The 13,422-nt window shown below is 57.8% G+C and carries 12 protein-coding genes; 3 read left to right on the top strand and 9 right to left on the bottom strand.

Annotation, left to right across the window (positions count from 1 at the left end; all coding sequences use genetic code 11):
* Positions 1 to 98: 98 nt before the first annotated feature.
* The 5 genes from kdsB to Q1K07_RS04965 all read right to left on the bottom strand — a co-directional run bounded on the left by kdsB (position 99) and on the right by Q1K07_RS04965 (position 6,426).
* Positions 99 to 872 (bottom strand): 3-deoxy-manno-octulosonate cytidylyltransferase, encoded by a 774-nt coding sequence (gene kdsB / locus Q1K07_RS04945; protein ID WP_300308761.1) that lies wholly within the window; start codon positions 870 to 872, stop codon positions 99 to 101.
* The gene (locus Q1K07_RS04950; protein ID WP_300309259.1) at positions 872 to 1,105 is read right to left on the bottom strand and encodes a Trm112 family protein; all 234 of its coding nucleotides are present in this window, start codon (positions 1,103 to 1,105) and stop codon (positions 872 to 874) included. Before Q1K07_RS04950 ends, kdsB begins: the two co-directional genes overlap by 1 nt.
* The gene (gene lpxK / locus Q1K07_RS04955; RefSeq protein WP_300308764.1) at positions 1,105 to 2,220 is read right to left on the bottom strand and encodes a tetraacyldisaccharide 4'-kinase; all 1,116 of its coding nucleotides are present in this window, start codon (positions 2,218 to 2,220) and stop codon (positions 1,105 to 1,107) included. The genes Q1K07_RS04950 and lpxK overlap by 1 nt, the downstream gene beginning before the upstream one ends.
* Entirely contained in the window at positions 2,220 to 3,956 is a 1,737-nt protein-coding gene (gene msbA / locus Q1K07_RS04960; RefSeq protein WP_300308767.1) for a lipid A export permease/ATP-binding protein MsbA, read from the bottom strand. The genes lpxK and msbA overlap by 1 nt, the downstream gene beginning before the upstream one ends.
* A 79-nt stretch (positions 3,957 to 4,035) precedes the next feature.
* Positions 4,036 to 6,426, bottom strand: a complete 2,391-nt coding sequence (locus Q1K07_RS04965) for a DNA internalization-related competence protein ComEC/Rec2 (protein WP_300308770.1) — start codon at positions 6,424 to 6,426, stop codon at positions 4,036 to 4,038.
* A gap of 115 nt (positions 6,427 to 6,541) precedes the next feature.
* Here Q1K07_RS04965 and Q1K07_RS04970 point away from each other — a divergent pair, with 115 nt between their 5' ends.
* On the top strand, positions 6,542 to 7,075 hold the full coding sequence (locus tag Q1K07_RS04970) for a DUF2062 domain-containing protein (protein ID WP_300308773.1): 534 nt from the start codon (positions 6,542 to 6,544) through the stop codon (positions 7,073 to 7,075).
* Positions 7,076 to 7,409: 334 nt separating this feature from the next.
* Here the strand turns inward: Q1K07_RS04970 and Q1K07_RS04975 are convergent, their stop codons facing one another.
* The 3 genes from Q1K07_RS04975 to Q1K07_RS04985 form a co-directional block, all read right to left on the bottom strand.
* Positions 7,410 to 7,850, bottom strand: coding sequence for a GNAT family N-acetyltransferase (locus tag Q1K07_RS04975; protein WP_300308776.1), 441 nt, complete (start codon positions 7,848 to 7,850; stop codon positions 7,410 to 7,412).
* A 376-nt stretch (positions 7,851 to 8,226) separates the two neighbouring features.
* On the bottom strand, positions 8,227 to 8,937 hold the full coding sequence (locus tag Q1K07_RS04980; protein ID WP_300308779.1) for an ATP-binding cassette domain-containing protein: 711 nt from the start codon (positions 8,935 to 8,937) through the stop codon (positions 8,227 to 8,229).
* Positions 8,930 to 10,171: a lipoprotein-releasing ABC transporter permease subunit gene (locus Q1K07_RS04985; RefSeq protein WP_300308782.1), complete on the bottom strand. Its 1,242-nt coding sequence runs from the start codon at positions 10,169 to 10,171 to the stop codon at positions 8,930 to 8,932. Before Q1K07_RS04985 ends, Q1K07_RS04980 begins: the two co-directional genes overlap by 8 nt.
* Before the next feature lie 146 nt (positions 10,172 to 10,317).
* Between Q1K07_RS04985 and Q1K07_RS04990 the strand changes: the two genes are divergently transcribed.
* Both Q1K07_RS04990 and Q1K07_RS04995 read left to right on the top strand, forming a co-directional pair.
* Entirely contained in the window at positions 10,318 to 11,385 is a 1,068-nt protein-coding gene (locus Q1K07_RS04990; RefSeq protein ID WP_300308785.1) for an agmatine/peptidylarginine deiminase, read from the top strand.
* Positions 11,382 to 12,284, top strand: coding sequence for a carbon-nitrogen hydrolase (locus Q1K07_RS04995; protein WP_300308788.1), 903 nt, complete (start codon positions 11,382 to 11,384; stop codon positions 12,282 to 12,284). Before Q1K07_RS04990 ends, Q1K07_RS04995 begins: the two co-directional genes overlap by 4 nt.
* A 133-nt stretch (positions 12,285 to 12,417) precedes the next feature.
* Here Q1K07_RS04995 and Q1K07_RS05000 read toward each other — a convergent pair whose 3' ends face one another.
* Positions 12,418 to 13,374 (bottom strand): Nudix family hydrolase, encoded by a 957-nt coding sequence (locus Q1K07_RS05000; protein ID WP_300308790.1) that lies wholly within the window; start codon positions 13,372 to 13,374, stop codon positions 12,418 to 12,420.
* Positions 13,375 to 13,422 lie beyond the last annotated feature (48 nt).

The raw sequence follows: 13,422 nt of genomic DNA on the forward strand, positions 1-13,422 counted from the left end.
ATTGAAGCACCGCATTTTTGAAGAGTGTGCACCCCCTCCTTATACGGCGCACCCACAGACTGCATGCCCTCATACTGCAAAATCCTATTCTGCAAAAATCATGCTGCAGATGAGTTCTGCGCAAAATGGCGTCGCACGCGCTCCAGGTCTTCCATGGTATCCACCCCAGCCGGAGGCGCTGTCTCCGCCAGCGCCACCTGAATCTCGTGCCCATAGTACAGAGCACGTAGCTGCTCGAGTTGCTCGAGTTGCTCGAGCGCCGCCGGGGCCCACTCGCTGAATGCACGCAGGAAGCTGGCACGATAGGCGTAGAGCCCGATATGGCGCAACCAGGCATCGGTTTCCAGCAACGCTGGCTTTTCACGAAAGCCTTCCCTGTCCCAGGGCATCGGTGCGCGAGAAAAGGTCAGAGCGCGGCCGGATGCCGCCCGCACCACCTTGACCACATTAGGATTGAACAGCGTGTCTACATCTGTGATGGGCTCGGCCAGTGTTGCCACCGATGCGCCTTCATCCTGCATCAGACGCTCAGCCACCTGATTGATCAGCACTGGCGGCAACAGTGGTTCGTCGCCCTGAACATTCACCAGCACAGCGTCATCAGCCAACTCCAGGCGAGCGGCCACTTCGGCCAGACGATCAGTCCCCGTGGGATGATCCGGACTGGTCAGAAGCACCTCTGCTCCCAGCTCGGCTACCGCATCACGAATGCGCTCGTCATCGGTGGCCACCACGACTCGACTGGCGGCAGACTGACATGCCTGATCCCACACGCGAGCTACCATGGGACGCCCGGCAATGTCCGCCAACGGCTTGGCCGGCAGGCGGCTGGATCCATAACGCGCGGGAATGACAGCAATGAATTCCTGCATCACAGCGCCCCTGTTCCATCCTCACCGGTCTCACCAGCACGACCTGGAGAGCGCTTGAGAGTTTCATCGACATTCATATGCCGCGCCTCTTCGATGAGCATGACCGGAATGCCATCACGAATCGGATAAGCCAAACCATCGAACTGGCAGCACAACTCTTCTGCTTCCCGGTCGTAGCGCAGCTTGCCCTGACACTGCGGGCAAACCAGCATTGCCAGCAATTGCTTGTCCATCATCTTGTCTCCTCGGTACATGAAACACGACGGCCCAGCCAGGGTGCCGTGTGTTTGTCCAACCAGTCGACGAAAGAGGCCGAAGGTACGGCTTCCACGTCCAACGCCCAACTGTCTGAGGGGGCAATATCACGACACTTGACCGCATCCTTGGCAGTCATGATCAATGCTTGGCCGGGCTTCGTCACCAGGTCATCGGCCCGAAAACGGTGGTGATCGCTGAAGGGAGACGGGTCATGGGCAACGCCCAGAGTCTCCAGGGTTCTGAAAAAGCGCTCGGGATTGCCGATTCCTGCCACCGCCTTGACAGGTGTGGAAAAGGGGAAAGGCGTCAAGCTGGCCGTTTCCACGGCACTTGCTGCATCGCGCCTCACCTTCCTCCAACGTGCAGGCTCAAGGCGCATGGCATAGGCCCCTTCTGGAAAAGCGTGGTGTGCTTCACCATTGATCACTAGTGCATCGATACTATCAAGACGCTCCAGAGGTTCACGCAACGGACCAGCCGGCAGGCAGCGACCATTGCCAAATCCACGACGCCCATCTACCACCACGATCTCGAGGTCGCGGTCCAGCGGGAGATGCTGCAGACCATCATCCGTAATGATCAGGTCACACCCCCCCTCCATCAGGCGCCGAGCACCACGCGGCCGGTCGGGATCCACCACTACGGGCAATCCTGTCTGGTCATGCAGCATGCGCGGCTCATCACCACATTCCTCGACAGGCGTATCCTGTTCCAGCCATAGTGGATAAGCTCCTCCACCGCTCTGACCTTGACCATTTTGATCTTTACCACCCTGGCCTTTACCGCCCCGCCCTTTACCACCTAGACCTTTACCACCATAGCCCCGAGACAGAATTCCCGGATGAAAGCCCTGGGTCGCCAGGTGCTGTCCCATCCACGCTACCAAAGGGGATTTACCGGTTCCCCCAAGCGTCAGATTGCCCACCACAATGACCGGCACAGGCGCCCGCCAACGCGAGCGCCTGCCTTCGCGATACGCTCTGGCACGACGAAGCACTTCACGGCGATACAGGACTTCCAGTGGGCGCAACAGGCCAAGCCAGGGCGCTCCCTGGTAGGCCGCATTCAACCAGCGCTCTGCGAGCCCCATCAGGCCTCCTGAAACTGCAACTGATACAAGGCAGCATAGGCTCCCCCACGCTCCAGCAACTCATGGTGAGTCCCCTGCTCGATGACCTCGCCCTGCTCCATCACCAGAATACGGTCTGCGCGTTCGATGGTAGATAGACGGTGAGCAATTACCAGGGTGGTACGGCCCTTGCAAACCTCTTCCAGAGCAGCCTGGATGTAGCGTTCCGATTCAGTGTCCAAGGCAGAGGTGGCCTCATCCAGGATCAAGATCGGAGAATCCTTGAAGATCGCCCGGGCAATCGCCATTCGCTGACGCTGTCCCCCAGACAACATGACACCATTATCCCCCACCAATGCGTCGTAACCTTCCGACATGCGTTCAATGAATTCATGGGCATAGGCTGCACGAGCAGCGGCTTCGACAGCGGTGCGATCAGGGTTCGATACACCATAGGCAATGTTGTCGGCAATGGTGGCATTGAATAACGTGACCTGCTGCGACACCAGTGCGATCTGTTGCCGCAAAGGGGCCAACTCATAGTCATTCAAAGGCACCCCATCAATCAGAATGCGCCCTGCCGTGGGATAGTAGAAACGTGGGAGCAGGCCGACCAGCGTCGACTTGCCGCCCCCCGAGCGCCCGACAATGGCGACCATTTCCCCTTGTCGGATATCCAGATCAATCCCCTTCAGCACTTCAGGCTTGTCTTCACCATAGGCGAAATGCACGTTTTCAAAGCGCACTCGACCCTCAAGCCGGCCCGGCACCACAGTACCTTCATCCGGCTCCAGGGGTTCATCGAGCAGGCCGAAGAGTTCACCAGAAGCGGCAAGTCCTTTCTGGATCGTGTTATTGATTTCACTGAGAGAGCGTACAGGCTTGGCCATCAAGGATGCCGCAGTAATGAAACCCACGAACTCGCCTGGCGTCATATTGTCCATCAATGCCGGAGACATCGCGAACCACACCAGAATGGCAAGCGAAATCGCCACCAGAATCTGAATGACAGGAGTACTGGTGGCCTTGGTAGCAGCCTCTTTCAAGCTCTGGCGACGATTGGCCTCACTGGCAGCACGAAAACGCTCTTGCTCATACGTTTCAGCACCGTGGGTGCGCACCACGCGATACCCCGTCAACGCTTCGGAAGCAACGTGAGTGACATCTCCCATGGAACGCTGGAGGCGGCGTGAAATACGTCGAAAACGCTTGCTGGTATAGCTGACCACCCCGCCAATCAGCGGCGTCACTGCCAGGAACAGCAAGGTCAGCATCCAGTTGGTCCAGAACAAATAGCACAGCAGGCCAATGACAAACAGTCCTTCCTGAAGCAGGACAGTAATGGCCTTGGTTCCTGCACCTGTCACCTGTTCCACATGGTAAGTCACTCGGGAAACCAGGTGCCCCGATGAGTGGTTGTCGAAATAGCTCCCCGGAAGGCGCAGCATATGGTTGAACACATCGCAACGCAGCATATGCACCATGTTACGCGCCACATTGCTCATGAAATAGGTACCCAGGAAGGTCCCCACGCCACGGGTTGCAAACATGACCACCACGAACAACGGCAAGAACAGCCGGAATGATGCATCCGGGTTCTGGATACCGTCGATCAGGCGCTTCATCATCTCCGCCAAGGCCGTGCTGGAGGCGGCGTAGATACCATAGCCGATCACAGCAACGAGGAAGGATTTCCAGAAAGGTTTTACATAGCCAAGAAGACGCTTGTATAGCGTCCAACCGGAATATTCGCTCACATTGGCTCCATTTCAAAGGGAGTCAGTTGACTGATCATCAAATACCAGTCCTGGCGCAAGGCGGCACCATAAGCCGACATCAAAGGCCCGATTCTACCCCATGGCATCGTCCACCGACACCGCTCCCTCGTCGATGAGATCCGACACGTATCGGTCGCCCCAGGCGCAGCATGAAATGTAGCTGACCATCCAGCGCCGTGCTGAAGAAACAACTCCCTGCGTGACGCAAGCGCCGGACGACTTCTGCTGAGGGATGCCCCAAGGTATTGAAGCGCCCTGCGGAAACGACACTGAAAGCAGGCTGCAAGGCCTCGACCAGCGCAACGCCCGTACTGGTACGACTGCCATGATGCCCCAGCACCAGCACATCCAGACGTGCACTGTCATCGGTATCCATGGTATCTCGCATCCAGTAACGCTCCGTGCGCTTGCCAGCATCCCCTGGAATGATGATACGCCGTCCATTGGCCGTCACTTCCAGGACACAGGAACGATCATTGGACGACAGCGTCTGCTGGACGTCTCCTGAAGGAGGCCATAGAAAGCGAAACTCGACATCGTCCCAATGCCAGGCCTTGCCCCTCTCGCATGTAGTAGTAGAAGAACTTCTTGGCATTCTTTCAGGCCATTCAGACTGAGGATGGAACCATTGCGACACATGATATTCAGCAGCAATCCAATCAACGCCACCGCTATGGTCCAGGTCGGCATGACTGACCACGACAGCATCAAAACGCCCTCCTGGAGGCAATATCCCGGTTGCAGGCACAAATCCTGAATAGGAGCGGGGCCCTGTATCAAACAGTAGCCGATGGCGTGCCGTCCGCACTTCAGCCATCAACCCTTGCCCGACATCCCAGATCACCAGATCGAACTCTCCACGTCGCGGCCCCACACTGCCATGGAATAGCCCACTCGCTATTATCAGAATCACCATCCCCCAGCGTAGGCGTGGAGCCATGCCCGGAATCCCCATGATCAGTGCCATAGCACACAGAGACATTCCCAACGACTCACGCCATGACAGATCCGGGTACAACTCTGTTTCCCAGGTCGATAACCATGCCAGCCCAGCAACGACAACATCGATGACAACACCATCAAGCTGCCAGATCAGCAACCCAATAGGAGGCCATAGCATGGAGAGACTCCAGCCAAGCATTCCCAAAGGAACAAGCAGCATGCTGACCACAGGGACCGCAAACAGATTGGCGACCGGAGCCACCCACGCCAACCGCCCAAAGCTGATCAGCACCAGGCCTGACACCAAGGGAGACAACAGCAGTTGGGTACGCAACAGAACCTTCACCGGCCCCATCCTGCCAGCAGGTGGACGCCGCCCCTGCCAAATCAGCACCAACAGAAAGACCGCCGAGAATGACAGCCACAATCCTGGCCGCCAGAGTGACAATGGATTGATCAGCACAACCAGCCCCAGGGCCAGAGCCAATGCCTGCCAGGGAGAAGGATGGTGACGACCTCCTGCGACCCACATTGCCACCAGTGTCATCACTAGCGCGCGCATGGCAGGGGGAGCACCGCCCACCATCCAGACAAACCCCGCAACTGCAACACCGGCCACCCACCAAGGCCACATCTGCATACGCCAGTTACCCGGGCTCAGCAGTCGCGCCATTCCCTTGGCCAGCCACAGCACCAAAACAGCAACCAGTCCGACATGCAGGCCGGATACCACGACAAGATGCGTTGTTCCCGTCGCATTAAGCAGATCCCAGTCATCATCGCTAAGCGCATCGCCATCGCCCAAGGTCAGTGCTGCCAGCCATCGCCTCGCCTGATCATCCAGGGGCTGACGATAGAGATAATTCCGAGCAGACTGCCTCAGGCTGAATCCAGCAGGTGCGAGACGCGATCCAACAGGTGTGCCCACCACTTTTCCCGTTGCCTGAATGCCTTCTCGCCATAGCCAGCCTTGGTAATCGAAAGTACCGGGATTCGACATGCCCCACGGAGGCCATAGTTTTACCTCAAGGCGCCAGCGCTCACCGACTCGGGGCTGCTCCGGGGCATCTGCAGGCACCTGGTCACGATCGGAATAACGGTTGTCGGGATAGTGACTGACGCGAACGCGCTGCAATGATGCACAAGAGGGCAAAGAAGGCTCTAGCGGTTGACAGTTATCGACCTGCAAGACGAGACGCTGAGTACCACTGCCATCCAAATCACTGGACAGTACACGAGCGTCGATAATCAATACCCGCCCTGTCAGCCCATCGGCAAGCTCTCGTCCTTTTTCGACCAGTAGTGATGTCATCACCCAAAGCGCTGCCAGACACACCACGATCATTGGCCAGCAACGTCCAGCCAGACCTGACAGCAACAAGACCGCCAGCAATGGAACGACCGCTTCCCAGACATTTCCTCCCATATGGAAAGCCAGCCCGCCAAACATGCAGCCTAGTGCCAAGGGAAACGCGAGCCCGTACCTCAAGCTATCCGACCTATTCATGCAAAACATCCATGCCTACCATCCATAACGCCTCCTTGCGTTGGCCGATGTCATGGCAACGCCATCGGCTAGTATGGATAATAGCCTCGCACCCTAAGCTGCGAACTGGGCCACCATGCCGCGTCGACTATTGCAACGTTACTTGCCCGATCCCGACTCTCTGAGGCGGCAGCGAACCTTGCGTTGCATGGCACACCTGATTGGTGACCCTGCCCTGTGGATGCTGTCACGCAGAAGCGTGGCCAACGCCTTTTCCATTGGGCTGTTCAGTGCTTTGCTGCCGATTCCCATGCAGATGGTAGTGGCCGCCTTCGGTGCCCGCTTGGCGCGTTGCAATCTGCCCCTTTCCGTGGCCCTGGTATGGATCACCAATCCGTTGACCATGCCGCTGATCTATTATGCCAACTACACGCTGGGCGCCTGGCTGCTGCAGACCCCCGCCCTGCAGGCACCAGAGCAACTGACGACCCATTGGCTGAAAATGCAGTTGATGGAGATTCTGCCTTCACTGGTCGTTGGCTCGCTGGTCGCTGCTGTCGTCACCGGTCTTGTGGCCAACCTGGTCATCCGCCTGATCTGGCGCTGGCATGTATTGCGTAGCTGGAAAGCCAGGACCCACCGCCGCAGGCAAGCCCGGCGAAATGGTTAACTGCACATAAGCCTTGCCAGATCCCAACAGAAAAAAGACCGCCTGAAGGCGGCCTTTTTATTCCCAGAAGTTTATTGCCACACACCAGCCGCAATGATTCACCCCGTTACCATGCAGCACACCTAAGGAACCTCTGATTCACTGCCTGCGTGGGCCAATCACTGCGTTACGCGGTGCTGGTACGCCAGCCCGGCGGATGGCCGCCCCGACGAAATCCTCACATAGCCTACTATGCTCCGGTTGACCATCCTCTGGATGTTCTCTCCGCTGCGCTTCGGGTCTGCGCTCCGGGCGCCTTGTGCTTGACCCGCTCGCCGACTTATTCAGAGGCTCCCTAACGCTGATATTTGATAAACGGTGTCAGCTTCGCGACTCGGTCATAGAGTTGGCGAGCAGGTTCATTGAAATCCTGAGTCAGCCAATAAACCGACGGCGTGCCGTTGGCATCGGCAGCCTCATATACTGCCTCGATCAGTGCGCGCCCCACCCCACTGCCACGGAGAGTCGGGTCAACGTAAAGGTCTTGCAGATAACAAACATCTTCCACACGCCAATTGTGTGCGTGATAGATGAAGTGTACGAGCCCAATGAGGCGACCATTCTGTTCCGCGACCAGAGCATTTCTATTGGCCTCATTGGGATCAAGGATCCTGCTGAACGTCGCTTCGTAGACCTGTTCTGAAACGCTACTTTCATAGAATTCCAAGTAAGCGGTCCATAGGCGCCGCCACTCGGGCTGGTCGTCTTCTGTCAAATGACGGATATGAAGAGTCATGAAGCTTGTTCTCTCGACAGGTGTCTTAAAAAGAATGTGATTACCCAGCAGTTTCTACACAGGTCAGATCGCTAAATTCATAGCCACTGGAATAAGCTTCTGCGAGTGTTTCATACTAGGTACCTAATGAGGGTATCGGTGGTTATAAAACTGAATCTAGCCGCCGATGGCTTGAATTGCATGCTGCCAGCCTCGAAACGGGGGTAAAAGCATGCTGGCCTTTCGATGCCCAGATCAGACGCTCTTCCTGCCGTTTTGCATTAGCTACCTGTAACGTTTCATATTTCCCCACTTTCATGCCTTTCCCCTCTACAAACATCACAAAAAAGGCCACCCGAAGGTGGCCTTTTTATTCACAGAAGCTTATTTCAGCACATCATTCCTGGTGCAGGCGTCCTTCATCCAGGCGTAGCACTCTATCCTGGTGTGCAGCGAGCCCTTGATCGTGAGTGACGATGACGAAAGCACAGCGAGCCGTGGATGCCAGTTCATCGATCAGAGAAAGGATGCTGGCGGCGGTGTGCTGATCCAGGTTGCCGGTCGGCTCATCCATCAGCATCAGACTGGGATCCGTCACCAGAGCACGGGCAATCGCTACGCGCTGGCGTTCACCACCGGATAGCTCACCTGGTTTATGGTCGGCTCGCGCTTCCATCCCCACGCGAGACAACAGTCTCATGGCATGTTCCTCGGCAGCCTTCTTGCGCTGACCACGAATGATCAGCGGCAATGCCACATTCTCCACGGCCGAGAACTCCGCCAGCAGGTGGTGGAACTGGTAGACGAAGCCGATGTGCTGATTACGGAACAGGCCAATCTCGGCTTCGCTCAGCTCATGCAGCACGGTCCCTCCCACGTTCACCTCACCGGCACTGGGCAGGTCAAGACCACCCAGCAGGTTGAGCAGTGTGGTCTTGCCGGAGCCGGAACTGCCGACCACCGCCACACGCTCTCCCGCCCGCACCTGCAACGACAGGTCGTCGAGCACAACCAGATCATGGGGCCCTTCACTATAGACGCGTGACAGCCCTTGGCATTCCAGCATGATCTCGCGCGGCGTTGTCTGTTGGATCGCTGCATCACTCATAACGCAACACCTCCGCTGGCTGGACCCGTGCGGCTCGCCAGGCCGGGTACAGGGTGGAAAGGAAGGTCAGCACGAACGCCGCCGTCACGATCTGGCCTACATCGCTCCATATCAGCTGGGATGGCAGCTCACTGACAAAATAGACACCCGCGTCAAGGAAGTGGATGCCAAAGGTGTTTTCGACAAAGGCGATGATGTCAGACACGGTCAAGGCCAGGATGATGCCGAGAATCACCCCGATCACAATGCCGATGATGCCGATGGCCAGGCCTTGAACGATGAAGATACCCATGATCGAACGTGGCGTGGCACCGATGGTGCGCAGAATGGCGATATCCGCATGCTTGTCGGTGACAACCATGACCAGAGTGGAAACGATATTGAAAGCGGCTACCGCGACGATCACCGTCAACAGCAAGCCGATCATGCGCTTCTCCATCTGGATCGCCTGGAACAGGTTGCCCCGGGTATAAGTCCAGTCGAAACCGCGATATCCCTGGCCAAGCTGGTTGACGATATCCTGCGTCACGCCTCCCGACAGGAATAGGTCATCGAGCTCAAGCCGCAGGCCACCCACGGAATCGCCCATCCGTGCCAGAGTCTGCATGTCCTTGATATTGGCATAGGCCAGCGCAGAATCGAGGTCAGCCCCCACGCTGAAGATGCCACTGACCGTGAACCGCTTGAGGCGAGGGAAGACACCTCCGGGAGTAATCGAGGCCTCAGGCACCATCAGGGTAACGCTATCCCCTACGCCAACGCCCAGGTTGCGCGCCAGGATCGAACCCAGCACGACATTCCAGGAACCTGGCTTGAGGTCATCGAGACTGCCACGCTGCATATGTTCATCAACGATGGACACACGGCTTTCCCAGTCGGGCATGATGCCATTGACCATACCCCCCTGGTTATGACCATTCACCGAGAACATGCCCTGCTGTTCGATATAAGGCGCCGCCCCGATGACATGCTCATGCTGCATAAGGCGCTCGGCCAGAGGCTCCCAGTCGGTCATGCCTCCGGCCTCTTCGATCTGCACGTGGGGCACCATGCCCAGTATTCGTTCGCGTAGTTCCCGGTCAAAGCCATTCATGACTGACAGCACCAGGATCAACACGGCAACCCCGAGGGTCAGACCGAGCATGGAGGTCAACGAAATGAAGGAGATGAAGTGGTTACGTCGCTTGGCTCGCACATAGCGTAGCCCGATCAGAAACGGTAGTCGGTCAAGCATGGACTCTTTCCTTGTCGGCAGGCCGACATGGTACGGTTTTTTAGCGTCCGCTGCATCGCTCTAGGGTGTGATTTGCGAGATCCTTGCATCTTCGTGCACTCAAGCCTACATTTCGGCCTCTCCCCATTCCTGCTTCGAGGCCATCCATGCAGCGTCTCCTTCCCGAATGGCATCCCCAGGATGCTGTCCAGTTGACCTGGCCACGCCATGACGGCGATTGGGCTCCAATGCTTGCCTCCATCGAGCACATGCTCGAGCAGATTGCCCTGATCGTCAGTCGCTATCAGAGCGTGGTCATTGGCGTTCCCAGTGACACGATTCGCACAGAACTGACCAAGCGCCTGCGACAACGTGGCGCTGACCCGCAGAATCTGATTGTGACCGTCGTCGACAGCGACGACACCTGGGCCCGGGATCATGGCCCACTCGCGACAGCGAACGAGAGCGGCAACTTGTGTCTGCATGACTTTGTCTTCACCGGCTGGGGCGGCAAGTTTCCCGCTTCACGCGACAATTGCATCAGCCAACAGCTGGCCGATGCTGGACTCATGGCCTGCGAGCTGATTCGCCATGACCTGGTTCTGGAAGGCGGTGCTCTGGAAACTGATGGACAGGGAACGCTGCTGACCACCGAGGCTTGCCTGCTCAACCCGAATCGCAACCCTGAGCTCGACCGCAATGCCATGGAAACCCAGCTCAAGGATGCCCTGGGCATCGAACGGGTATTGTGGCTGCGCCATGGCCACCTGGAAGGTGATGACACTGACAGCCATATCGACACTCTGGCACGCTTCTGTGACCCCAGCACGATTGCCTACGTACGCTGTGACGACCCGGATGACCCTCATTTTGCGGCGTTCGATGCCATGGAGCAGGAACTCCAGGCCTTGCGCCAGGCGGATGGGGCCCCCTATCGCCTGATTCCCCTGCCCTGGCCTCAAGCCTGTTACGATGCAGATGATGGTCACCGTCTACCTGCGACCTATGCCAATTTTTTGATCATCAATGGCGCAGTGCTGGTCCCGGTGTATGGAGACAGTCATGACCGCGAGGCCTTGAATGCCCTGGCCATGGCGTTTCCGGGGCGCGACATCCTGGCCGTGGATGCCAGTACCGCCATCCGACAGCATGGCAGCCTGCACTGCCTGACCATGCAATGGCCTCGTGGGGCTCTCGCCACCTCCCAGATCCATCGCCAAGGAGACACACCATGACACGCCAACTCACTGTCGGCCTGGTTCAGCAGGCCGCCTGGCCGGACAAGGCCAAGAGTCTCGCCGAAAGCGAGGCTGGTATTCGTGAACTCGCCGCCAAGGGCGCCAAGCTGGTGATGCTGCAGGAACTGCATGCCACCCATTACTTCTGCCAGCATGAAGATACCGAGCTATTTGACCTGGCCGAACCCCTGGACGGCCCCACCGGGGCCCGTCTGGCACAACTGGCAGCAGAACTCGACATCGTCCTGATGGGCTCATTGTTCGAACGCCGGGCCCCCGGTGTCTACCACAACACGGCGGTGGTCTACGATGGAAAGCGGGGTGCGGTCGGCCAGTATCGCAAGATGCATATTCCGGATGACCCGGGATTCTACGAGAAGTTTTACTTCACTCCTGGTGATCATGACGCTGCACGTAACGAAGGTTTTACCCCCATCGACACTTCTGTAGGTCGTTTGGGTGTGCTGGTCTGCTGGGATCAGTGGTACCCCGAGGCAGCCCGCCTGATGGCCCTGGCAGGGGCAGAGCTGCTCCTTTATCCCACCGCCATCGGCTGGAACCCTCAGGACGATGAGGCCGAGAAAACACGCCAGAAAGATGCCTGGACCATCATCCAGCGCAGCCACGGCGTGGCCAACGGCATTCCAGTACTGGTCGCCAACCGTGTCGGCCATGAGCCAGACTTGTCCGGCGTCGGCGCCGGTATCGATTTCTGGGGGGGAAGCTTCGTCTGCGGCCCCCAGGGAGAACTTCTGGCACATGCGGGCACCGAGTCCGAACGCATGCTGGTGACTCTCGACCTGGATCATGGCGAGAACGTCCGTCGCTGGTGGCCCTATCTACGTGATCGCCGGGTGGATGCGTACGGGGATCTGACCCGCCGCCTGCGCGATTAGGCGCTGTCTGCAAAGTACCTGCGCTTGCTCAAGCGGTGTTATCAGCTGTCGGGACTCTCTCTGAAAGCAGAAAGCCCGGGAAATTTCCCGGGCTTTCTGCTTCATGGCCATGCCTGCATCCATCAGCAGTCCATCAACTCCAGAAATCGCGGATGGAGGCAATACCCTGGGCGCCTACGGCTCGAGCATGGTTGGCATCGTGTCGGGTCATGCCGCCGAGAGCAAAGACCGGCATGCCCGCACGTTCCACCAGTTCCTGAAAGTCATGCCAGCCAATCGGCGGCACTTCCGGGTGAGAAGGCGTCGTGCGCAATGGCGACAGCGTGACAAAATCACAACCGATGCGTGCAGCCTGATCGAGCTGCGCCTTGTCGTGGGTAGATGCCGACAACCACTTGCTGTCGATGATCGGACGACGTTCCAGACTCATCAGACGCTGACTGGTCAAGTGAATACCATCTGCATCTACACGCTTCAATAGCTCCGGTTCTGCGTTGAGCACCAGGCGGGCATCATACTGGCGGCACAGTTCCAAGGCACGTTCTGCTCGAGCAACATAGGCATCTTCATCCAGATCCTTGGCCCGCAGTTGCACCAGTCGAACACCATCTTCCCGGAGCGCTCTCTCCAGCTTGGCGTCGAATGCCGCATCGTCGCCTTCCTCTCCAGTGATGAGGAATTCGCATGGCAGCATGACAGCCCGAAGAATCGGCAGGTTGGCAGCTGGGAACGGGTAGCTGTGCAGCTCTTCCATCGGCACCCAGCGAACAGCTTGACCTTCACGACCGAAGGGTTCGCCAGCGAAGTCCCGGACCTGCCATACATCCAGCAGGATGTGCTTGTCAGGATATTCGTGATGAATGCGAATCAACGGTTGAGCACGGAGAATCTCGATACCGAGTTCCTCGTGCAGTTCACGCTTGAGTGCTTCCAGGCCTGTCTCATAAGGCGCCAGCTTGCCACCCGGAAACTCCCACAGGCCACCCTGATCGACGTTGGAGGGGCGACGTGCCAACAGCACCTCTTTACCGTCGCTACTGACGATGGCTGCCGCCGCTACGTGCACCCTTCTCTTTACAATTGTGTCCATTCAACCCTACCAGCTTAGCTGCGAGCCCATGCCCGCCAGATGTTTTCC

The organism is Halomonas sp. (genome assembly GCF_029263665.1).
Taxonomy (GTDB): Bacteria; Pseudomonadota; Gammaproteobacteria; order Pseudomonadales; family Halomonadaceae; genus Halomonas.